A 21,490-nucleotide genomic window follows, 5' to 3' on the forward strand; every position below is an offset into this window, starting at 1 on the left:
CATCGCCGCGCGTATCCGGCGGGCTGAAATACCTCAGGAGCCTGTTCCATGGACTATCTGAAAACACAGGGCATCAGCATGCCCAGGCTCGGCCTCGGCACCTTCCGCATGCAGGGCGATGTCTGCCGCGCGGCGGTCGAGACCGCGCTGTCGATCGGCTATCGCCATATCGACACCGCCGAAATGTACGCCAACGAGGAAGCCATCGGCGCTGCGCTCAAGGCGGCGGCGGTGCCGCGTGGCGAGCTGCATGTCACGACAAAGGTCTGGCACGAGAATCTGGCGCCGGACGCGATCCGCCGCGCCTTCGATGCCAGCCTGAAGAAGCTCGGGCTTGATCACGTCGACCTCTATCTCGTGCATTGGCCGTCAAGATCGGCGAACTGGGGCGCGGTGTTCGAAACCTTGATGAAGCTGAAGGACGAGGGGCGCACGCGGGCGATCGGTGTCGCCAATTTCACCACGGCGCTGCTCAAGATCGCGGTCGAGGACATCAAGGCGCCGATTGCCTGCAACCAGATCGAATATCACGCGATGCTGGATCAATCGAAGGTGCTGGCCTATCTCAAGGCGAAGTCGATCCCGCTGGTTGCTTACTGCCCATTGGCTCAGGGACGCTTTGCTACCGATCCGTTGCTCGCTGAGATCGGCGCCAGGCACAATGCGAGCGCAGCTCAAGTCGCACTGAAATGGCTGCTCGACCAGGACGGCGTCGCCGCGATCCCGAAGGCGTCACGTCGCGAAAGCCAGCAGGCCAATCTCGATGCGCTGAAGATCGACCTGGATGATGCCGACCGCAACAAGATCGCCGCGCTGCCGAAGGACAAGCGCTGCGTCAATCCGGGCTTTGCGCCCGTTTGGGATTGACTGTGCCCTCTCCCCTTGCGGGAGAGGGCATCACCAAAGGTCGATACATGCTCGCTTGGGTGAGGGGTATCTCTCCATGCACTCAGGCATATCTGTATGCGCTGAGAGATACCCCTCATCCGGCGCTTCGCGCCACCTTCTCCCGCAAGGGGAGAAGGAAGAGCACACAAAGAAATGGCCCCGCGAGGGGCCATTTCCATGTCGTGTCTCGCATCAGTACATGTGGTGGTGGCCGTGCCTCATCACCACGACCCGGTCGCGATGATGGTACCAGCCGCGATGCCAGCCGTGGTCGCGATGCTCGCGCATTTCGGCGCGGGCGCCGTAGCCGTGATGGCCGTGCCTGACGATGACTGTCTCAGCACTTGCCAGCGTGGGCGCCGCAACCGCGAGCGCACCGAGAGCGGCAACGACATAACCAAGCTTCTTCATGATGTCCTCCTCCAACGTAATGCAATTGGCAACGGCGCATGGGTGCGAACGTTCCGGAGGAGCGGGAAGAGAATTCTGAATGGATGTTCAGCATCAAGACGATTGTTCAGAGCAGCGTTGCTGCGGAAGCGTCGGCTTGCCTGTCTTGACGTATTTGCCGTCCTTGATCGTGAATTCGCCGCGCTCGCTGCGATTGTAGATCGCGCGCAGGCTGCCATCCTTGGTCAGCATCACGCCGAATTCCCGCGTCTGATGGAGTGATGGAAAGAACACCATCAGGTTGAGCAGGCCTCTCGCGTCGACGGTGGCGGACACCACTTCGTTCTCGTCCTTGGCGTCGCCGAAATTGCGCCGGTACATCACCCGGCCGTCCTTCCGGATTTCGTAAGTCAGAAGCGCGCCCTTGTCGCGGTCGGGGCTCACCGCGCAATCGACCGCCCATGATCCAAGCAGGCCCCATTGCGCGACCGTCGCCGCGAGCGTTTCGGCACCAGCGAGGGAACAGAAGGCAATCCAAAGCACAGCCGCGATCGTCCAGCGGCTCAAACAACGCGTCATGTCCTGAAAAGCCCCGCCTCGAACATCTCCAAACTGTAGCATCCCCGTCACGGTCGTGCACGCCGGCTGCCATTCGCGCGCGAATTTGATCCGCGTCAATGAGGCGGCGCACGTCGGGGGTAAGATGGCGATCCCGAAGGCGAAACTGGTGAGAGCGATGCTGAATCAAGTGATGGATTTCGCGGGCGAGGTGCTGCCGGGAAGCTGTGCGCTCCCGCCGTATTCCGAAACCGCGTTTCTGGCCGAACTGGGCGAGCGCCTGAGGTCCTCGCGCGCGCGGTGCGCGCTGTCGCGCCGGGAACTGGCCCGCCGCTCCGGGATTTCCGAGCGCTACATCGCCCAGATCGAGGCCGGCAAGGGCAATGTCTCGATCGTCCTGCTGCTGCGGCTGGCTTCCGCGATCCACGGCAGCCAGGTCCGGGCGGCCTGACGACCCGGGGTGACCATGATGGGGCAGCTGGTACTCGCGGCCAAGGTCACCCATGTTCCCTCCTTGATGCTGTCGGAGCAGCCCGGCAGCCCGTTGCGCGCGGCGCGGGAGCCGGCGGTCACGTCGCTCCGCGAGCTCGGGCGGCGGGCAAGAGAGCGCGGCGTCACCAGTTTCGTGGTGTTCGACACCCACTGGCTCTCCAATTTCGGCTACCACATCAACGCCAATGAGCGGCATCGCGGCGCGTTCACCAGCCACGAGGCGCCGCAGATGATCCAGGATCTGCGCTACGATCTGCCGGGCGATACGGCCCTCGCCAAGGCCATCGCGGGCAGGGCGCTCGATGCCGATCTCAACGTCACCGCGCATGAGGTCGCGAGCCTGGGGCTGGAATACGGCACCATCGTGCCGATGCACTACATGAACCCCGATGGCTTCGCGAAAGTGGTCTCGGTCGCCTCGCCGCTGTTCACCTCGTTCGAGGAGAGCCGGATTCTCGGCGAAGCAACCCGCCGCGCCATCGAGGCGTCCGGCGAGCGCGTCGCGATCCTCGCCAGCGGTTCGCTCTCGCATAAGCTCTGGCCCAACAGGAAGCTGGGCCCCGAGGCATGGACATCGGTCGCCAGCGAGTTCAACCGCCAGGTCGATCTGCGCGTGCTCGAGCTATGGCAGGCTCGCCGCTACCGCGAATTCCTCGACATGCTTCCGGACTACGCCACCAAGTGCAACGGCGAGGGCGGCATGGCCGACACCATTATGCTGTTCGCCGCGCTTGGCTGGGACGAGTACTGTGGCAGAGCCGAGCAGCTCTGCGATTATTTCCCATCCTCCGGGAGCGGTCAGGTCAACGTGGAATTCCACGTCGACCTGTGAGCCATTGGCGTCAGGCCTGCTTCTCCACATTGGCGCTGCGGGCCGGCACGCCGAATTCCTTGCGGCAGACCTCGGCCAGCACGGCGACGCCCTCGCGGATCTGCTGATGCGTGGGGCTGCCAAAACACAGCCGCAGCCGCGAGCCTGAATGGCCCTTGTTGGTCGACCATTCCGGCCCCGGATTGATCGCGACGCCGGCAGCCAGCGCAGCCTGATAGAGCTTGAGCGTATCGACCTGGTCGGGCAGTTTCACCCACAGGAAAATGCCGCCCTTGGGCGCCTCGAACTCGGCCGCGGTCCCGAACTGCTCGTTGAGGGCTTCCATCAGCGTGTCGAGCTTGGCGCGCAGCGCCTTGGTCAGCGCGGGCACGTGGCTGGCGAAATGCGGCTGGCAGTAGGTGGCGAGCACCATCTGCTCGAGCGCCCCGGAGCCGGCATCGGTCTTCAGCGCCAGCATCCGCGACATCACATCCCAGGGCGCGACGATGAAGCCGACGCGCAGCGCCGGCGCGATTGACTTCGAGAACGAGCCGACATGGATCACCCCGCCATTCCGGCTCATCGCGTAGATCGCCGGCGGCCGCTGTCCCGACCAAACGAGGTCGGCATAGCAATCGTCCTCGAACACGGGCACGCCGTATTCGGCCGAAAGCCGCAGCAATTCGGCGCGGCGCGATTCCGGCATGATGCTGCCGGTCGGGTTCTGCACGGTCGGAATGGTGTAGATGTATTTCGGCCTGACGCCGCGCCCCTTCAGTTCGGCGAGCGTGGCGGCGAGCGCATCCATCCGCATGCCGTCGCCGTCGAGGGGAACGCCGACGATGTTGACGCCCAGCCGCGTCAGCCGCTGCAGCGCTCCCTGATACGTCTCCTGCTCGACGATCACGGTGTCGCCGCGCGCCAGCAGCGTGTTGTTGACGAGGTCGAGCGCCTGCAACGAGCCGGACACGATCATGAGATCGTCGACCGTGCAGGTGATGCCGCCATCGCGCTTCAGTTTCGTCACCAGGAATTCGCGCAGCGGCAGATAGCCCTGGGGGCCATGCGCCAGCCCGTAAGTCGCAAGCGAGCGGCCCTCGCGCTTCAGGGCCTGATTGGCGGCCTCGATCAGCCCGTCGAGCGGCAATTGCTCGGAATCATTGTTGCCGCCGACAAAGCTGTATTTGGCAAGGCCCGTCCAGCGCGCAGAAGGGGCCGGCAGCCCCGAGGGAAACAGGGGCGCGAAATCGAAGCTGGACGTCATGGGAGCGTTCCTCGTTTTGTTCTTGTTGGGGTGTTCTTGTCGGGGGGTCTTGTCGGGTTGTTCTTTTGGTCGTTTTTATTGGGTTGTTCTTCTTGAGCGGCCGGTCCGCCGCCGATCGGGCGCTGGGATTTCGATGATGCCATCATGCCAGTGTTTTGCCCGACGGGTCAAACAAAATTCGTAAAATCCGCATGCGTGCGACGCGGGCCAATAAGCCGTTGATTTTGCAGATCGGGCCTACTGTGCATGGGGTTGTTTTCGAGCTTGTCGGTGCGATGTCGCGACAGCGCTCGCTTGAAGCGATCTCGCCGGTGGCGGCCCAGTCGACGACGTGGCGCCCTGAGGGCGCTGCCGCCCGTCTTCCGTCCGGGCGGGGCGCGCCTATATCGCTGGTATGGTCTCTTCGGTGCAAGGCTGAGAGCCCGCCCGGGAGTGGTCTGCGGGCATATGCGGTTGCATCCAGGACACTAGCGCTTGGCTCCAAGTCCGGCTAAGGCGTCCGTCAACTGCGGCCCATAACCATCAGAGATTGGGACATGCCCGATACCGTTCAGGAAGTTCTGCAAGCCTTCGCCCGGGGCGAGCTCGTCGTCGTGACCGATGACGAGGACCGCGAGGGCGAGGGCGATCTGATCGTCGCCGCCTCATTCTGCACGGCGGAAAAGATGGCCTTCATCATCCGCCACACCTCCGGCATCGTCTGCGCTCCTGTGACCACCGAGGACGCGCGCCGGCTGCGGCTCGATCCGATGGTCGCCCACAACGACTCCGCGCACACCACCGCGTTTACGGTCTCGATCGACTACAAGCCCGACGGCGGCACCGGCATCTCGGCCGAGGAGCGCGCCTCCTGCTGCCGTGCGCTGTCCAATCCCAACGCCGGCGCCAACGACTTCGCCCGCCCGGGCCACATCTTCCCGCTGATCGCAAAGGACGGCGGCGTGCTGCTGCGCTCCGGCCATACCGAGGCCGCGGTCGATCTCTGCAAGCTCTCGGGCCTTCCGCCGGTCGGCGTCATCAGCGAGCTGATGAACGATGACGGCAGCGTGATGAAGGGCGAGCAGGTTGCCCAGTTCGCCGCCCGGCACAAGCTGAAGCACGTCACGATTGCGGACATGATCGCCTATCGCCAGGCGCGCGAAAAGCTGATCGAGCGGGTCTCGACCTTCACCACCGACAGCCCGATCGGACCGCTCCAGGGCTATGCCTACCGCTCGCCGTTCGATTCCATCGCCCACGTCGCCTTCGTCTACAACGGAGTCGGTGACGGCAAGAACGTTCTGACGCGCTTCCACAAGCCGAACATCGTCAAGGACATCTTCACCGGCCACAAGCGCATGATGGCCGTGCTCGAGCATTTCAAGAAATCCGGCCGCGGCGTGCTGGTTTACCTGCGCGACGGCGCCGCCGGCGTGCCGGTGTCGGCGCTGCCGGACGAGACCGCAACGGAGGCCGACCGCAATCGCCAGTGGCGCGAGGTTGGTGTCGGCGCGCAGATCCTGCGCGATCTCGGCGTCACCTCGATCCGCCATCTCACCTCGTCGGTGCACGACTACAAGGGTCTCTCCGGCTTCGGCATCGAGATCGTCGCCAACGAGCAGCTCGAGAGCTAGCGCTAACGCAATTGCACTTGTTGCCGTGGCGATTTAGTTTGTCCGGCAATTGTAGACGGAACCAGACCCGAAAGGACGTTTCATGAGCGCGCGCCCTCAGACCAAGGACAAGCCGGCTGCGGCTTCCTTCCAGTGGGACGATCCGTTCCTGCTCGACGAGCAGCTGACCGAAGACGAGCGCATGGTGCGCGACACCGCGCGCGCCTACGCGCAGGACAAGCTGATGCCGCGCGTCACCAAGGCCTATCTGGAAGAGAAGACCGACCGCGAGATCTTCAACGAGATGGGCGAGCTCGGCCTGATCGGCATCACGCTGCCGGAGGAATATGGCTGCGCCAATGCGAGCTACGTGGCCTATGGCCTCGTTGCGCGCGAGATCGAGCGGGTCGATTCCGGCTATCGCTCGATGAACTCGGTGCAGTCCTCGCTGGTGATGTATCCGATCTACGCCTATGGCGACGAGAGCCAGCGCAAGAAGTACCTGCCCAAGCTCGCCAGCGGCGAGTGGGTCGGCTGCTTCGGCCTCACCGAGCCCGATGCCGGCTCCGACCCGGCCGGGATGAAGACCCGCGCCGAGAAGGTCTCGGACGGTTATCGCCTGACCGGCAGCAAGATGTGGATTTCGAACGCGCCGATCGCCGACGTGTTCGTGATCTGGGCCAAGTCGGCCGAGCACGACAATCAGATCCGCGGCTTCGTGCTGGAGAAGGGCATGAAGGGCCTCTCCGCGCCGAAGATCGGCGGCAAGCTGTCGCTTCGCGCCTCGATCACCGGCGAAGTCGTGATGGACGGCGTCGTGGTCCCCGAGGACGCGTTGCTGCCCAACGTCTCCGGCCTCAAGGGTCCGTTCGGCTGCCTCAACCGCGCCCGCTACGGCATCTCCTGGGGCGTGCTCGGCGCCGCCGAGGACTGCATGCATCGCGCCCGCCAGTACACGCTCGACCGCAAGCAGTTCGGCAAGCCGCTCGCCGCGACCCAGCTGGTGCAGAAGAAGCTCGCCGACATGGAGACCGAGATCGCGCTCGGCCTGCAGGGGAGCTTGCGCGTCGGCCGGCTGATGGACGAAGGCAAGTTCGCGCCCGAGATGATCTCGATCATGAAGCGCAACAATTGCGGCAAGGCGCTCGACATCGCCCGCGTCGCGCGCGACATGCACGGCGGCAACGGCATCTCGGCCGAGTACCACGTGATGCGCCACGTCCATAACCTCGAGACGGTCAACACCTACGAGGGGACCCACGACGTCCACGCCCTGATCCTGGGCCGCGCGATCACGGGCATTCAGGCGTTTTTCTGAGCGCCACGGATTCCGCGGTCGGTGTTTTGCTCAACTGTCATCGCCCGCGCAGGCGGGCGATCCAGTATCCCAGAGACCTCGCCTTCGCCACGGAGGCCACGGCGTACTGGATACCCCGCCTTCGCGGGGTATGACGGCCGGGGTTGGGTTGGCACTGCACAGGAAGTCCCATGTCCGACAACGACGACGTCCCGTTCAACCGCAACTTTCCGCTTCAGCCCGGTGTCGTCGAGGAAGTCCGCCCCGGCGTGCGGCGGGTGCTCTGTAACAATCCGAGCCCGTTCACCTTCACCGGAACCGTCAGCTACATCGTCGGCACCGGCAACGTCGCGATCATCGATCCCGGTCCCGACGATGAGGCGCATGCGGCCGCGTTGCTCGACGCCGTGCGCGGCGAGACGGTGACCCACATCTTCGTCACCCACACCCACCGCGACCACTCTCCCAATACGCAGCGGATCAAGCGGGCGACCGGCGCGCCTGTCTATGCCGAGGGGCCGCACCGCGCCTCGCGCCCGCGCTTCGAAAGCGAGAAGCATAGTCCGGAATCAGGGTCTGACCGCGATTTCGTGCCTGATTTCAGGATGGCACACGGCGATGTCGTCGAGGGTGACGGCTGGCGGCTCGAGGCCGTGGCGACGCCCGGCCATACCGCCAATCACCTTGCCTTTGCCTGGCCCGAGCGGAAGTTCAACTTCGTCGGCGATCACGTGATGGGCTGGTCGACCTCGATCGTGGCGCCGCCCGACGGCTCGATGATCGACTACATGGACTCGCTCGACCGGCTCGCTGCGCGCGAGGAGGATCTGTATTTCTCCGGCCACGGCCCGGAGATCCCCGAGGGCCAGCGCTTCGTGCGCTTCCTGATCCGCCACCGCAAGGCGCGCGAGGCCTCGATCCTTCATCGCCTCGCCAAGGGCGAGGCCGATATCCCGACCATGGTGCGCGCGATCTATATCGGCATCGATCCCAGGCTGACGACGGCCGCCGGCTATTCCGTTCTGGCGCATCTGGAAGATCTGGTTGCGCGCGGCGTCGTCGCGACGGACGGTGATCCCGTGATCGGCGGGACCTACCGGATGGCTTAGGAGCGAATGGCGAGTAGCGAATGGGTGGGCGTTCCATTCGCCACTCGCTACTCCCCACTCGCCTCCATCACTTCTTCACTGTCTTCGCGGGCGCCTTTGACGGTGCCACCGGGGTCTTCTTGACCGGCTTCAGCGCGTCCGCGTCGGCTGCAGTGTTGAGGTCGTCGATGAATTTGGTCACGCGCGCAGCGTTGCTGCCGAGATCGCTGTCGAAATAGCGCGAGGCGGAGCGGATATCGACGCGGGAGTCCTCGCCGTCAGGCACGACCCGGATCGAGATATCCTCGCGAAAGCCCATGATCGGCGTGCGCGCCACGGCCTCGATGCGACCGATGCGGCGCGGCGGCTGCGGCTCGCGCTCGTCGATCACGGTCCATTTGCGCTTGATGACGAGCTGGCGCGCGATCGCATAGGCGCGGTCGACGGGAATCTCGAGCTCGATCGGTTCGATGTCGGGATAGAGCTGGCGCTGTTGCTCGGCCGAATAGAGACCGGCATACACGGCGGTGTTGGTGCCGTCGCCGGTGCGCAGGCGCGACAGCGCATCGAAACGCGGCGGGTCGATCGGGTCGGTGGTGATGTCGTAGATATGCGGCAGCCTGCTGTACAGCAGGGCCTGATAAGCGGGATAGGCGAGGATTGCCCCGTCGATCAGGAAGGCGAGCAGAATGCGCGCCATGCCGCGCGAGCCGTTCTGCCAGATCGCGGCAAAGCCGGCGAGGCCGAACAGGATCGAAAGTCCTGAGATCGCGAGCCCGCCGAAGAACGTCGCCATCGCCGGCTTCATTTCCAGGAAGTCGAAACGCACGATGACGATCGACACCACAACCACCACTACGGCGAACACGGCCAGGTTGCGCGCCCAGCTCGCGAGACTGGACACGGGCTCCGACTGATAGGGAGCGGAAAACCTGCGGGCCATCGGGTGAGCTCTGCCGGGGTCTTGGGGCGCGGTGCCGGCCGATTTGGCGCGACGATGAGCCGTTGAGACCACGACCCGGGGGCAAATTCAAGAGAGACCGGACTGCCACTGCCCGTCATTCCGGGGCGCCCGAAGGGCGAACCCGGAATCTCGAGATTCCGGGTTCGATGCCGTTGGCATCGCCCCGGAATGACGTGTAAGGCCCTACGCCGCCGCGTTCGGGAAGCGATAGTCCTTGAACTGGTCGCGCAGCGCCGTTTTCAGGATCTTGCCGGTCGCGGTGTGCGGGATGCCGTCGACAAAGACCACGTCGTCGGGCATCCACCATTTGGCGATCTTGCCGTCCATGAATTTCAGGATGTCTTCGCGGCTGGCCTGCTGGCCCTGCTTGAGCTGCACGATCAAGAGCGGCCGCTCGTCCCATTTGGGATGATAGACGCCGATCACGGCGGCCTCCGCCACGGCGGGATGGCCGACCGCGAGGTTCTCGAGGTCGATCGAGGAGATCCACTCGCCGCCGGACTTGATCACGTCCTTGGAGCGGTCGGTGATGCGCATATAGCCGCCTTCGTCGATGGTCGCGACGTCGCCGGTGTCGAAGAAGCCGTCCTCGTCGAGGATGTTGTTGTCGAGGCGGAAATAGGCCTTGGCGACCGCGGGGCCGGACACCTTGAGACGGCCGAAGGTCTTGCCGTCCCAGGGCAGCTCCTTGCCGGCATCGTCGGTGATCTTCATCTCGACCGCGAAGGGCGCATAGCCCTGCATCTGCAGAACGTCGAGGCGGGCCTCGCCGGTTGCGTTCTGGAACGGCGGCTTCAGCGCCGCGACGGTGCCGATCGGGCTCATCTCGGTCATGCCCCAGGCGTGGCGCACGTTCGAGCCCATATCAAGGAAGGCCTTGATCATGGAGCGCGGCATCGCCGAGCCGCCACAGATCACCATTTTCAGGTGAGGCAGCTTCAGGTTATTGGCCGTCATGTGCTGGAGCAGCATCAGCCACACCGTCGGCACGCCCGCGGTGTGCGTCACCTTCTCGGTCGAGAGCAGCTCGTAGACCGAGGCGCCGTCGAGCTTGGCGCCGGGCATGACCAGCTTGGTGCCCTGTGAGGGCGCGGAGAAGGCGATGCCCCAGCTGTTGGCATGGAACAGGGGAACCACCGGCAGCATCGTCTCGGAGGCGCTGGTGCCGAGCGCGTCGACGTTGTTGGCCATCAGCGCGTGCAGCACGTTGGAGCGATGCGAATACAGCACGCCCTTCGGGTCGCCCGTCGTGCCTGACGTGTAGCACATCGCGGCCGCCGTGTTCTCGTCAAAGTCCTTCCATTTGAATTTGCCGTCGGCCGCGGCGATCCAGTCCTCGTAGGCCACGACGTTCTTCAACGTGGTCTCGGGCATATGCGCCTTGTCGGTGAGGATGACGTACCGTTCGACGCTCGGCAGCTTGTCGGCGAGCTTCTCCAGCACGGGCACGAAGGTCAGGTCGACCATCACGATGCGATCCTGCGCGTGGTTGATGATCCAGGCGATCTGCTCGGGGAAAAGCCGGGGATTGATGGTATGGCAGATGGCGCCGATGCCCATGATGCCGTACCAGACCTCCAGGTGACGCCAGGTGTTCCAGGCGATCGTGGCGACACGGTCGCCGAGCTTGATGCCGTCCCGCTCCAGCATCTGCGAGACCTTGAGCGCCCGCTCGTGGATTTCGGCGTAGGTGGTGCGATGGATCGGTCCCTCCACCGATCGCGTCACGACCTCCTGCTTGCCGTGAATCTTGGCAGCGTGTTCGATGATCCGGTGGCAGAGCAGGGGCCAATCTTGCATCAAGCCGAGCATTCAGACGTTCCTCCGAGAAGTCGCTGGGCGCGTTATCGCTCTCAGCGCAGGGCCAAAGAATTATCATGAGTTTTAGCCTGCCGGACTTTCGCCGCAAATGGTCTTGTCGCGGCAATATGTCCGCCGGCGCGGCAATGGTTACCGCCGCGCTGGGGCTGGCTCTTGTGTTGCCCGGGTCCGCAGGCGCGCGAAATCATGCTGCGCCGCTCGATATCTTTGGCCTGGGTACGCCACGGCCGCGCGGGGGTGTTCACGGCGCAAAGATACCGCTACCAAGGCCCCGTCCTGAGGAGGCGCCCAAAGCGACGGAGGAGGGGGCAACGAAGGACGACGGCAAGCCGTCCCCTGATAAATCCTCCGCCGACAAGCCCGACGCCAACAAGCCGGCCGAAGCCGCGCCGCCCGAGAAGCAGCCTTCTGCCTGCCGTCTCGCGCTGACCGAGGAGGTCGCGGTCGCGCCCTCCATACCCGACATCCATGGTCCCGGCGCCTGTGGTGGCGAGGATCTGGTGCGGCTCGAGGCGATCGTCCTGACGGACAAGCGCAAGGTCGCGGTGAAACCGGCTGCGATCCTTCGCTGCAGCATGGCGTCGGCGATTGCGGATTGGGTGCGTACCGACATGGTGCCGCTGGCTACGAGCCTCGGCTCGACCATCACCGATCTCGACAATTTCGACAGCTTCGAGTGCCGCGGCCGCAACCGCGTGGCCGGTGCGATGCTGTCCGAGCACGGCAAGGCCAATGCGCTTGACGTCCGTTCGCTCAAGCTCGCCAACGGACAGTCCATTGGTCTGACCGACCGCACCATGGCGCGCGACGTGCGCGAGCGCGTGCTGCATTCGGTTTGCTCGCGTTTTTCGACCGTGCTCGGCCCGGGCTCGGACTGGTACCACGAGGACCACATCCACCTCGATCTCGCGCAGCGCCGCAACGACTACCGGATCTGCCAATGGAACGTCTGGGATCCCTTGCCCCAGGTCGCGCCGCTGCTGCCGGCCGAGCGCCCCGAGGACGCGCCGCCGCGCGAGGTGGCGGCCAAGCCGGAGGACGGCAAGGATGGGACCGGCGATCAGGAGATCGCAAAGCCCGCCGCGCAAGCCGACAAGCCCCCAGTCGACTCCGGCAAGAGCAAGCCCCCAACAAAAAAGCGCCGGTGAACCGGCGCTTTTCAAAAGCTTGAGGCAAGTTCCGCTTAGTAAGAGCTGGTGTTGCCGCCGCCGCCCTGGAGAGCAAGGCGCGAATTGTAGGGCGAGTCGCCGTGCTTCGGCTCGAGCACCACGACGATGGTGCCGATCTTGACGCGATTGTAGAGGTCGATTGCGTCCTCGTTGGTCAGGCGAATGCAGCCCGACGAGATCGAAGCGCCGATATATTCAGGCTGGTTAGTGCCGTGAATGCGGAACAGCGTGTCCTTGCCACCCGAGTACAGGTACATCGCGCGCGAGCCCATCGGATTATCAGGGCCGGGAGCGACAAAGGTCGGCACGCCCAGGCGCGAAATCTCGCCCGGGGTCGGGTGCCAGGCCGGCCATTCGGTCATGCTGCCGACCTTGGCGATGCCGGACCAGGCCATTGCCTCTTCGCCGACGGTGATGCCGTAGCGGATCGCCTTGCCGCCATCCATCACGTAATAGAGGTAGTGGTTGTCGGAATCGACCACGATCGAGCCCGGCGATTCCTTGCGATGATAGTCGACGATGGCGCGACGGAACGGCTCTGCCACCGGCGTATTCTCGTACCGGATCTTGGCAAGGAGCTCCTTGTCCTTCGGCTTGAAATTCTGGGTGTTGGTGGCTTCGTAGTGCGTGCCCTGCATGCAGCCCGACAGCATGAAGCCAGCAGCCAAAATGCCCAATGTAACTTTCAGCGACGACATGGTTCGGTTCCAATCAAATCAATACCGCGCAGGTCCTCAAGCGTAGCACCCGAGGCCTTCGACTCCGTTGATTTCATTATCGTTGAAATCTGCCACAATTCCAGCGTTTAGGGGCTTATCCCGCGCTGCGAGACCCAACCTGTGGCTTTTTTGCCGCAAGTTCTGCGCTCCCAGGCTTGGTTTTTGGCGCGAAAAGCTCAACTGTCGATTCCGTGCCACAGTTGGGCCATTCCGCCGCCACAAATTCAAACGCTCCCTTAATGTGGTTGTCATCATGAACTTGTCAGAATCGCGCTAAGGGCAGCCATTCTGTCGCAGGCCTCTCCCGGAGTTGTTTATGTTTTCCGTGTTCGTTCCCACCGACTCCTCCCTGAAGAAGGCCATCGTCGAAGATCTTGGGGCTCTGCCGGAGAATTCGCCGTGGATCGACCTGGTCAACCCGACGGCGGCGGAGGACAAGGCGGTGGAGCGGCTCCTTGGGATCGCGATCCCGACCCGGGAGGACATGCAGGAGATCGAGATCTCCAGCCGCCTCTATATCGAGAACGGCGCGCGCTACATGACGGCGACGCTGATGTGCCACTCCGATACCGACATGCCCCGGACCACGGCGGTGACCTTCATCCTCGGCGATCACCGCCTGGTGACGGTGCGCTACGACCAGCCCAAGCCGTTCGCCCTGGTCGAGGCCAAGCTGGCCCGGACCTGCACCCCGGGGATCACCGGCGAGATGGTGCTGATGGAGCTCCTGGACGCCGTGATCGACCGCTGCGCCGACATTCTGGAGCGCTGTGGCGCGGAGATCGACCAGGTCAGCCACGACATCTTCGAGCCGGAGAGCGAGCGCCACGGCCACGCCAAGCAATATTCGCAGATCCTGATCTCGATCGGCCGCAAGGGCGATCTGACCTCCAAGGTTCGCGAGAGCCTGGTGTCGATCGGCCGCGTCGTCACCTTCCTTTCGGCGGTGGTGGAGGGCGTGAAATGGTCGAAGGACATGCGCGAGCAGCTCAAGACCATGCAGCGTGACGTCGCCTCACTGACCGACCACGCCTCCTATCTCTCCAGCAAGATCACCTTCGTGCTCGATGCCATGCTCGGCGTCGTCAATCTCGAGCAGAACAACATCATCAAGCTGTTTTCGGTCATGGCCGTTGTCCTGATGCCGCCGACGCTGATCGCCTCGATCTACGGCATGAACTTCAAGGCGATGCCGGAGCTCGAATGGGAGCACGGCTATCCCTTTGCCATCGTGTTGATGGTGATCGCGGCGATCGTCCCGTACTGGATCTTCAAGTTGAAGAAGTGGCTCTGAGCCCGCGCGCCTTCCGAAATAGCTACCGGGACCTTACGCCGGTCGCAGAGACAAGGCCGATGGTGTCGCAGAATAGAGCGCCATTGCGGCTGCGCCGTGATGTGTGTGCCACGCCCCAATTCCTCCGGTAAAATTTGAGCAGTGGGCTGAACGTTTGTGCGAAACTTGTCTGCGATAAGCAGCGGGTTAGCCGCGAGGAAAAACCATGGTTGAAAAACACATAACGACGCCCCGCAACGTCATCGACCTGACCAGCTATCGTCAGAGCGTGGCGAGCGGCAAGGCGCCGTCGTTGTCGGCGCGCATGTGCCGGCACTGTGGTGCTCCGCTGCTCGATGGCGAGAACGACGACGATTGCTCGACTGCATTCAGTGCAACCGCACCAAATGCTGCAACGTTGAGGCTGCGCGAACGGTCGCGTCGCATTCGCCTGGATTGAGGAGCGGAAGGAAGGGCGGGCGATCCAGTCCTGCGGCGGCGTTGTCTGGATCGCCTTGCTTCCCGCCTTCCGCGGCAAATTCCCTAGCGCTTCACGATCTCTGCCGTCGAGATGAAGGTCTCGGCGATTGCGCCGTCGTGGGCGAACGCAGCCAGATGGCTCTCGACCTCCCGCAGCGCGGCCTCGACATTGTCGCCCAGCGCTTCTGGTGAGGACGACGAATAGGTCAGCACGCGATGTGTCAGCTCCGGCACGCTGACCACGTGGCTGGTCTCGACCGCGACGAGCCCGGTAGGGGCGAAGGCGCTGCCGCGAAAGAACGTCGGCAAGTCGCGATGGGTCCGCGCACCTTTGCCGGCTTCTTCCCACAGCTTCGTTGGTGACCAGCGGCGGCGGATCTCGTTGTAGCCGTCAAGCCACGGATTGCGGCCGTCGGTGACCGAGAACGAGGCGCAGATCAGGATGGCGCCGTCGCGTGCGACCAGTTGGTCGAGCCGCGCAAGCATCGCCTCGCGATCCATCCAGTGCAGCGCGCGGCCGATCGTCACGACGTCGAACGTGCCGATGTCTTGGGGAAGCGTCTCTGCCTTGCCCTCGATCAGCGTCAGCTCCAGGCCCGCGCGCGCCGCCGCCTGCCGCGCGGCCTCGATCATCGCCGGCTCAGGGTCGACGCCGACGATGCGACCGGCATAGGGAGCGAAGCCGAGCGCGAGCAGGCCGGGGCCTGTGCCGAGATCGATCAGGCTGCTCCCTTTGGTGAGGCCAAGCTTCTGCGCGACGCTTCGGAAGAACGCGTTCGGGTAGAGCGGCCGCAGGTGCTCGTAAGTTGACGCCGTGCTGGCAAATCGGCCCATGCGTCACCTCAAAGCGCCACTTCAATGCGTCTACTGTCCTACACGTGCTGGCCGCCGTTGATGTGGATCTCGGCGCCGTTGACGTAGGAACTCGTGTCCGTGCACAGCACGTAGATGATCTTGGCGACTTCGTCGGGCGTGCCGAGGCGGTGCATCGGGATCTGCTGCTCGACGATCTTCTCGGTGCCCGGCGACAGGATCGAGGTGTCGATCTCGCCCGGTGCGATCGCATTGACGCGGACGCCGACACGGCCGAAGTCGGAGGCCATCTCGCGCGTTAGGGAGGCGAGCGCGGCCTTGGAAGTCGCGTAGGCCGCGCCCGCGAACGGATGCACGCGCGAGCCCGCAATCGAGGTGACGTTCACGACCGAGCCCTTGGCCGCCTTCAACTCCTCGATCAAGCCGCGCGCGATCATGATCGGCGCGAAGAAATTGACGTGGAAGACATGCGTCCACGTGTCGAGGTCGGTGTCGACCGAGCCAAGCCGCGAGCCGCCCGGGCCTTTGGGCGATATTGCTGCATTGTTGACCAGCGCATGCAGCATGCCGCCCTCGAGGCGGTCGCGGATGTCGGAGATCGCGCGCCTGGTGTCCGCGGGATTGCCGAGGTCGACCTGGATGTGGTCCTCGGGACCCGCGTCCCATGGGCAGTCCTCGGGAAAGGGATGCCGCGAGCAGGTGATGACGCGCCAGCCCGCCGAAGAAAAGCGGATCACGGTGGCGTGGCCGATACCGCGGCTGGCTCCTGTCAGGAGCAGCGTGCGGCGCGGCGCATTGGACGAATGCGGCATGGACATCTTTCAGGTCGCCCTAGAACTTACGGATACATCCGCGTCTTGGACCACGGTTGGCCGGCCGCGTCACGGCGAAATTCAATACGGTCGTGCAGGCGGAACGGGCGGTCGTGCCAGAACTCGATACGCGATGGCGTGATGCGCCAGCCGCTCCAGCCCGGCGGCCGCGGCACCTCGCCGATGACGTGCTTGGCTGCGACCTTGGCGATGGCCTGTTCGAAGGCGAAGCGGCTCTCCAGCTCCTGCGACTGCTTGCTGGCCCAGGCGCCGATCTGCGCCTGCTTCGGTCGTGTCGCAAAATAGGCGTCGGCCTCGGCATCGGTCACCGGCGTCACGTTGCCGCGGATGCGCACCTGACGGCGCAGCGACTTCCAGTGAAAAAGTAAAGCCGCCTTAGGATTTGCGGCGAGTTCGCGGCCCTTTTGGCTCGCGATGTGGCTGTAGAAGACAAAACCGCCGGCATCGAAGCCCTTCATCAGCACCATGCGCACGTCGGGCAGGCCGTCCGGATCGACGGTTGCGAGCGCCATGGCGTTCGGATCGTTCGGCTCGCTCTTGATCGCCTCGTTCAACCAGGCCTCGAACAGCGCAAAAGGCTCGTCGGCTGCGGTGAAATCACCGGATGTTAAGGGTGTCTGGTGTTTGATCGAGGTCGTGTCGGTCATGTCTGGAGTCCGAATTGCGTTCCGCCGCTCAAAGCGCGCTGTTGTCTGCTCTCGCTCTATATAGGGCATGGGGACGCGTTGGCCTATCGGCGATGCGGCCGACCAGCCTCGTCATGACGATGATTCTGATCGGGCTCGGCGCCGGCGGCTGCAGCCTGTCGCGGACCGACCACAACGCCTACGCCAAGGCTGACGACAGCGACCTGACCGGTTCGATCGCCCGGCCGGCGAAGGACACCGCACCGACCGAAACCGATCTCGCCTTTGCGCGCAACGCCGCCTCCGACGTGCTGAGCATGGGCGACAAGGATGCCAGCCAGCACTGGGAGAATCCGGAAACCGGCGCACGCGGCTCGGTGACGCCGATCGCGCAATCCTACGCCGCCGAGGATGGCCGCAAGTGCCGCGACTTCCTGGCAAGCTACGTCAACGGCACCACCGAAAGCTGGCTCCAGGGTGCCGGCTGCCAAAGCAGCCGTGGCCGTTGGGAGATTCATACGCTAAAGCCGTGGCGCAGCTGAGCATGAACCGGGAACCGGATTTCCGATAAGATCATGCTCGAATCGTAAGACTTCGCTTCGCCTGACTAGTTGCAAAAATGCCACTCGCCTCCCACATGAGGCTCAAATGGGGGTGGGAAGCCCCTTCAACATTTCGATTTCCCAAGAGGAGACCTGACGGATGCGCGACCCCTACGAGGTCTTGGGGGTGCCGCGGAGCGCGAGCGCTGCCGCGATCAAGAGCGCCTATCGCAAACTGGCCAAGAAGCATCATCCCGACCGCAACAAGGATGATCCCAAGGCCGCGGAGCGCTTCTCCGAGATCAATTCGGCCAACGAGATCATCGGCGACGAGGACAAGCGCAAGCAGTTCGATCGCGGCGAGATCGACGCCGAGGGCAAGCCGCGCTTCCAGGGCTTCCCGGGCGGCGGCGGGCCGCGCGGTCGCGCTGGCGCAGGCCCCGGCGGCTTCGAGAGCTACACGTTCCGTGGCGGCGGGGCAGGCCCCGGCCAGGGCGCCGGCGCCTTCGAGGATATTCTCAACAGCATGTTCGGCGGCGGGATGCGCGGCGCGCGGCCCGGAGCCGGCGGCGGTCCCCAGTTCGAATTCGACACCGGCGGGATCGGGCTCGATCTCGACGTCAATGTCGCCATGTCCGTCTCGCTGGAGGAGTCCATCAAGGGCGCCGAGAAGCGCGTCCGCTTGCCGAACGGCAAGGAGCTCAACGTCAAGATTCCCGCCGGCGTCGTCGAGGGTCAGCAGATCCGTCTGCGCGGACAAGGCGAGACCGCGCCGGGCCATCCGCCGGGCGATCTCTTGATCGCCATCAGCATCGCACCGCATCCGTTCTTCAAGATCGATGGCGCGGACCTGAGGATCGATCTCCCGGTCACGCTTTACGAGGCCGTTCTCGGCGGCAAGGTTCGCGTGCCGACGCTCGGCAATGCCGTGGAACTGTCGGTCCCGAAGAACACGTCCAGCGGGCGAACCTTCCGTCTCAAAGGCAAGGGCTTGCCGAAATCGGGCGGCACCGGGGATCTCTTCGTCACTGTCAGGATTATGCTACCGGACGGGAACGACGCCGAGCTTGAAGCATTGATGGAAAAGTGGCGGGATCACCACCCCTACAATCCACGTAGCGGGCTGGGTTAACGCATGATCCGGGAAAGCGCGTCGCAAAAAGCGCGAGCCATCGCGCTTTACGGGGAGATCGAACCAAGGGGTTCTCCTGAAGACCCAGGGCATTATCCAGGAGATGATGCCCGTCATATGGCCGAGGCGTGGTAGCGCTTCGCTTGCCCGACGTGTCGGCTGTTCGGCGGGGCAGCCGATAAAAAGGTGCGGCCTCGAGAGGGGGACCAGCGCGGTACCAAAAACCCCAATCGAGGCCGCCCGCGTCGATCGGCGGATCGAACGCCACTCATAATCGCGTGAGCACCCGGTGCGATAATGAGACGCGCCGATGTCCTGATTCCAAATTTTCAATGACGGAATCGAGGCACGCGGTTCGCGCGGTTGCCTAGCCGCCGCTTTTCTCGGCCTGGTCGTACACGGCCTGTGCCACCTTGGTCAGCCGATCCCGGTCGGCGCCGCCACCGCTCACGACATAGCCGACGCCGCGCTCGGCCCAGAACAACGCCCCATCCTTGTCCGCCTTGGCGTATCGCATCTGCGTTGCGCCGGTCTCCGTCTTGGCGGTGTAGATCGTATAGCGCTCGCCCGAGGCGCCCTCATACATCAGGAATGATGCCGGCCCGTTCGGCCCCGGCAGCAGCCGTCCGCCGACGAGCTTCAGCCCGCTTCCCTCGAGATTGGGCGCGAACACGGTCCAGCCGCAGCGCCGGGTCAGCCAGGCCTGGAGGTGATCGCGTTCGTTTCCGCCGACCTCGACCGGGTGGCGGACCTCGACGACATAGAGGCGGTGCGCGTCGAGCGCATCCGCCGTAAAGCTCTGGAAGGTCGACGGCGCGTTCGCGGCGCCATGCGCGACCCAGCCGGCGGTACCGCCGGCGACGAAGGCGACCAGAGTGGCCGCAACCGCACCATAGAGCCATTGCCGCGGACGGCGCTCCAGCCGCTCCAGTTCCAGCCGGGCCGGCACCGGCTCCAGGGCGACGGAGTCGTAGCGCGCGTGCAGCATCTCGGCCATCGCGCGCCAGGACTGCACCCGCTCGGCATCCTCAGGATGGGCGGCAAGCCAGGCCTCGACGTCGGCGCGGCGCTCGGCCGGCAACTCGCCATCGACAAAGGCGTGCAGTTCGTCTTCGGTCACTGAAATATTGCGGTCGTTCATATCGGTCGTCTCTGGCTCTGCGGCCCAAAATATCTGATGTCGTTCAACTTCGCTTTTTCTCTCCGCGCGCAACGGAGGTGGCCTGCGCGATGCATCAATCCTGCCATCATTTCACCCGCCTGAGCGCCGGGCGCCCACCCTCCAGCGAGGCTTTCACATGGGCGCGGGCGCGCGCCAGGCGGGACATCACGGTGCCGATCGGCACGCCCTGGATGTCGGCGACCTCGCGGTAGCTCATGCCTTCCAGCATCACCAGCAGCAGAACTGAACGCTGTTCCTCGACGAGCGTCGAGAGCGCCCGCTCGATGTCGCGTCCTTCTGCCTCCGTCCCGCTGGCATCCGGATTGTTCTCCGTCAGCTGCATGAACTGCGGACGCCTTGCCAGCGAGCGCCGCCGGTTCTTGTTGAGGTTGGTCAGGATCGTGTAGAGCCAGCTCCTGACGTCGCCCCCGAGAAACAATCGCTCCGAACGCAATGCACGCACCAGCGTGTCCTGCACCAGATCGTCCGCCGCATCCGCATCGCGCGTCAGTGCGCGGGCGTAGCGGCGCAACGCCGGGATCATGGCTTCCACGCTCTGGCGAAACGCGCTCATTCCGTCTGGACGTCCTTCACATCGGGCGCGAGCGCCCACAGCAATCATAACACCCGAATGGAACGGCTATTCCGGCGCCGGAAACAGCGTTAACGCCGCGGATTAGGACTGTACCGCGTCGGAGGGCTGGTGTACCTCCAGACCTTAACGAGAGCTACAGGACGTGAGCAAATGGCGCAGAATTCAGGTCTGATGCAAGGACTGATGCAGGGCAAGCGCGGGGTCATCCTCGGCGTGGCCAACAACCGCTCGATCGCCTGGGGCATCGCCAAGGCATGCCAGGCGGCCGGCGCCGAGATCGCGCTCACCTACCAGGGCGATGCGCTGAAAAAGCGCGTCGAGCCGCTCGCCGCCGAGCTCGGCGCGCTCATGCTCGGCCATTGCGACGTCACGGATGCTGCCACCATCGACGCGGTGTTCGACGTGGTGAAGGAGAAGTGGGGCAAGATCGATTTCGTCGTGCACGCGATCGCGTTTGCCGACAAGGACGAGCTCGAGGGCCGCTACGTCGACACCACCGCGGACAATTTCTCCAAGTCGATGCTGATCTCCTGCTACTCGCTGACAGCCATCGCGCAGCGCGCCGAGAAGTTGATGACCGACGGCGGTTCGATCATCACGCTAAGCTACTACGGCTCCGAGAAGTGGATGCCGAACTACAACGTCATGGGCGTTGCGAAGGCGGCACTCGAGGCGAGCGTGCGCTATCTGGCCGCCGATCTCGGCGTGAAGGCGATCCGCGTCAACGCGATTTCGGCAGGGCCGATCAAGACGCTGGCCTTCGCCGGCATCGCCGATTCACGCCTTCTTCTGAAATACAACGAGCTCAATGCGCCGCTGCGGCGCAACGTGACGATCGAGGAGGTCGGCGACAGCGCGGTGTATTTCCTCTCCGACATGTCGCGTGGCGTCACCGGCGAGGTCCATCATGTCGATTCCGGCTACAACGTGCTGGGCATGGTCCGGCCCGACGCTTCGGATGCGTCGAAGGACTGACCGCCG

General features: G+C 64.3%; 23 protein-coding genes. 12 read left to right on the forward strand and 11 right to left on the reverse strand.

The genetic code is table 11. The annotated features are described in order from the left end of the window. The first annotated feature begins 48 nt into the window (after positions 1 to 48). Positions 49 to 867 carry an aldo/keto reductase gene (locus JQ621_RS21480; protein WP_212236675.1) on the forward strand — a complete coding sequence of 273 codons (819 nt, stop codon included), beginning with the start codon at positions 49 to 51 and terminating at the stop codon, positions 865 to 867. Between the two features lie 213 nt (positions 868 to 1,080). Here JQ621_RS21480 and JQ621_RS21485 read toward each other — a convergent pair whose 3' ends face one another. Further along, positions 1,081 to 1,299 (reverse strand): hypothetical protein, encoded by a 219-nt coding sequence (locus JQ621_RS21485; RefSeq protein ID WP_212236676.1) that lies wholly within the window; start codon positions 1,297 to 1,299, stop codon positions 1,081 to 1,083. A gap of 93 nt (positions 1,300 to 1,392) precedes the next feature. Next, on the reverse strand, positions 1,393 to 1,857 hold the full coding sequence (locus JQ621_RS21490) for a hypothetical protein (RefSeq protein ID WP_212236677.1): 465 nt from the start codon (positions 1,855 to 1,857) through the stop codon (positions 1,393 to 1,395). A 157-nt stretch (positions 1,858 to 2,014) separates the two neighbouring features. Here JQ621_RS21490 and JQ621_RS21495 point away from each other — a divergent pair, with 157 nt between their 5' ends. Both JQ621_RS21495 and hpaD read left to right on the forward strand, forming a co-directional pair. Then, positions 2,015 to 2,287 (forward strand): helix-turn-helix domain-containing protein, encoded by a 273-nt coding sequence (locus JQ621_RS21495; protein ID WP_212236854.1) that lies wholly within the window; start codon positions 2,015 to 2,017, stop codon positions 2,285 to 2,287. A 15-nt stretch (positions 2,288 to 2,302) separates the two neighbouring features. After that, positions 2,303 to 3,160, forward strand: a complete 858-nt coding sequence (gene hpaD / locus JQ621_RS21500) for a 3,4-dihydroxyphenylacetate 2,3-dioxygenase (protein WP_464165372.1) — start codon at positions 2,303 to 2,305, stop codon at positions 3,158 to 3,160. A 10-nt stretch (positions 3,161 to 3,170) separates the two neighbouring features. On the opposite strand, the gene JQ621_RS21505 is transcribed toward hpaD, so the two are convergent. Next, on the reverse strand, positions 3,171 to 4,403 hold the full coding sequence (locus JQ621_RS21505) for an aminotransferase-like domain-containing protein (protein WP_212236678.1): 1,233 nt from the start codon (positions 4,401 to 4,403) through the stop codon (positions 3,171 to 3,173). A gap of 536 nt (positions 4,404 to 4,939) precedes the next feature. Between JQ621_RS21505 and ribB the strand changes: the two genes are divergently transcribed. The 3 genes from ribB to JQ621_RS21520 all read left to right on the forward strand — a co-directional run bounded on the left by ribB (position 4,940) and on the right by JQ621_RS21520 (position 8,401). Continuing rightward, positions 4,940 to 6,016 carry a 3,4-dihydroxy-2-butanone-4-phosphate synthase gene (gene ribB / locus JQ621_RS21510; protein ID WP_212236679.1) on the forward strand — a complete coding sequence of 359 codons (1,077 nt, stop codon included), beginning with the start codon at positions 4,940 to 4,942 and terminating at the stop codon, positions 6,014 to 6,016. 82 nt (positions 6,017 to 6,098) lie between these two features. After that, a complete protein-coding gene (locus JQ621_RS21515; protein ID WP_212236680.1) occupies positions 6,099 to 7,313 on the forward strand; it encodes an acyl-CoA dehydrogenase in 1,215 nt (404 codons plus the stop codon). Positions 7,314 to 7,483: 170 nt separating this feature from the next. Continuing rightward, on the forward strand, positions 7,484 to 8,401 hold the full coding sequence (locus tag JQ621_RS21520) for an MBL fold metallo-hydrolase (RefSeq protein ID WP_212236681.1): 918 nt from the start codon (positions 7,484 to 7,486) through the stop codon (positions 8,399 to 8,401). Positions 8,402 to 8,468: 67 nt separating this feature from the next. Here the strand turns inward: JQ621_RS21520 and JQ621_RS21525 are convergent, their stop codons facing one another. After that, complete coding sequence (locus JQ621_RS21525) at positions 8,469 to 9,323, reverse strand: DUF1499 domain-containing protein (RefSeq protein WP_212236682.1); 855 nt, start codon at positions 9,321 to 9,323, stop codon at positions 8,469 to 8,471. Positions 9,324 to 9,527: 204 nt separating this feature from the next. Further along, complete coding sequence (locus JQ621_RS21530) at positions 9,528 to 11,156, reverse strand: fatty-acid--CoA ligase (RefSeq protein ID WP_212236683.1); 1,629 nt, start codon at positions 11,154 to 11,156, stop codon at positions 9,528 to 9,530. Positions 11,157 to 11,221: 65 nt separating this feature from the next. Here JQ621_RS21530 and JQ621_RS21535 point away from each other — a divergent pair, with 65 nt between their 5' ends. Continuing rightward, positions 11,222 to 12,313 carry an extensin family protein gene (locus JQ621_RS21535; protein ID WP_212236684.1) on the forward strand — a complete coding sequence of 364 codons (1,092 nt, stop codon included), beginning with the start codon at positions 11,222 to 11,224 and terminating at the stop codon, positions 12,311 to 12,313. A gap of 35 nt (positions 12,314 to 12,348) precedes the next feature. Here JQ621_RS21535 and JQ621_RS21540 read toward each other — a convergent pair whose 3' ends face one another. Then, positions 12,349 to 13,032, reverse strand: a complete 684-nt coding sequence (locus JQ621_RS21540; RefSeq protein ID WP_212236685.1) for a L,D-transpeptidase — start codon at positions 13,030 to 13,032, stop codon at positions 12,349 to 12,351. A 337-nt stretch (positions 13,033 to 13,369) separates the two neighbouring features. Here JQ621_RS21540 and JQ621_RS21545 point away from each other — a divergent pair, with 337 nt between their 5' ends. Further along, complete coding sequence (locus JQ621_RS21545; RefSeq protein ID WP_212236686.1) at positions 13,370 to 14,347, forward strand: magnesium transporter CorA family protein; 978 nt, start codon at positions 13,370 to 13,372, stop codon at positions 14,345 to 14,347. A 205-nt stretch (positions 14,348 to 14,552) separates the two neighbouring features. Beyond that, positions 14,553 to 14,786: a hypothetical protein gene (locus JQ621_RS21550; RefSeq protein WP_212236687.1), complete on the forward strand. Its 234-nt coding sequence runs from the start codon at positions 14,553 to 14,555 to the stop codon at positions 14,784 to 14,786. A gap of 83 nt (positions 14,787 to 14,869) precedes the next feature. Here the strand turns inward: JQ621_RS21550 and JQ621_RS21555 are convergent, their stop codons facing one another. From JQ621_RS21555 to pdxH, 3 genes are read right to left on the reverse strand one after another with little or no spacing between them, the layout of a single operon-like run. Further along, positions 14,870 to 15,640 carry a class I SAM-dependent methyltransferase gene (locus tag JQ621_RS21555; protein ID WP_212236688.1) on the reverse strand — a complete coding sequence of 257 codons (771 nt, stop codon included), beginning with the start codon at positions 15,638 to 15,640 and terminating at the stop codon, positions 14,870 to 14,872. Positions 15,641 to 15,678: 38 nt separating this feature from the next. Next, complete coding sequence (locus JQ621_RS21560; protein WP_212236856.1) at positions 15,679 to 16,431, reverse strand: SDR family NAD(P)-dependent oxidoreductase; 753 nt, start codon at positions 16,429 to 16,431, stop codon at positions 15,679 to 15,681. Between the two features lie 26 nt (positions 16,432 to 16,457). Then, a complete protein-coding gene (gene pdxH / locus JQ621_RS21565; RefSeq protein ID WP_212236689.1) occupies positions 16,458 to 17,099 on the reverse strand; it encodes a pyridoxamine 5'-phosphate oxidase in 642 nt (213 codons plus the stop codon). Between the two features lie 113 nt (positions 17,100 to 17,212). Here pdxH and JQ621_RS21570 point away from each other — a divergent pair, with 113 nt between their 5' ends. After that, a complete protein-coding gene (locus JQ621_RS21570; protein WP_212236690.1) occupies positions 17,213 to 17,620 on the forward strand; it encodes an RT0821/Lpp0805 family surface protein in 408 nt (135 codons plus the stop codon). Positions 17,621 to 17,780: 160 nt separating this feature from the next. Then, positions 17,781 to 18,752 (forward strand): DnaJ C-terminal domain-containing protein, encoded by a 972-nt coding sequence (locus JQ621_RS21575; RefSeq protein ID WP_212236691.1) that lies wholly within the window; start codon positions 17,781 to 17,783, stop codon positions 18,750 to 18,752. A gap of 367 nt (positions 18,753 to 19,119) precedes the next feature. Here the strand turns inward: JQ621_RS21575 and JQ621_RS21580 are convergent, their stop codons facing one another. Together JQ621_RS21580 and JQ621_RS21585 are read right to left on the reverse strand one after the other, a co-directional pair. After that, complete coding sequence (locus tag JQ621_RS21580; protein WP_212236692.1) at positions 19,120 to 19,893, reverse strand: anti-sigma factor family protein; 774 nt, start codon at positions 19,891 to 19,893, stop codon at positions 19,120 to 19,122. Positions 19,894 to 19,999: 106 nt separating this feature from the next. Further along, positions 20,000 to 20,488, reverse strand: a complete 489-nt coding sequence (locus JQ621_RS21585) for a sigma-70 family RNA polymerase sigma factor (RefSeq protein ID WP_212236693.1) — start codon at positions 20,486 to 20,488, stop codon at positions 20,000 to 20,002. A gap of 171 nt (positions 20,489 to 20,659) precedes the next feature. Here JQ621_RS21585 and fabI point away from each other — a divergent pair, with 171 nt between their 5' ends. Then, positions 20,660 to 21,484, forward strand: a complete 825-nt coding sequence (gene fabI, locus JQ621_RS21590; protein WP_212236694.1) for an enoyl-ACP reductase FabI — start codon at positions 20,660 to 20,662, stop codon at positions 21,482 to 21,484. Positions 21,485 to 21,490: the final 6 nt, after the last annotated feature.

It is taken from the genome of Bradyrhizobium manausense, assembly GCF_018129685.1.
Classification (GTDB): domain Bacteria; phylum Pseudomonadota; class Alphaproteobacteria; order Rhizobiales; family Xanthobacteraceae; genus Bradyrhizobium; species Bradyrhizobium manausense_D.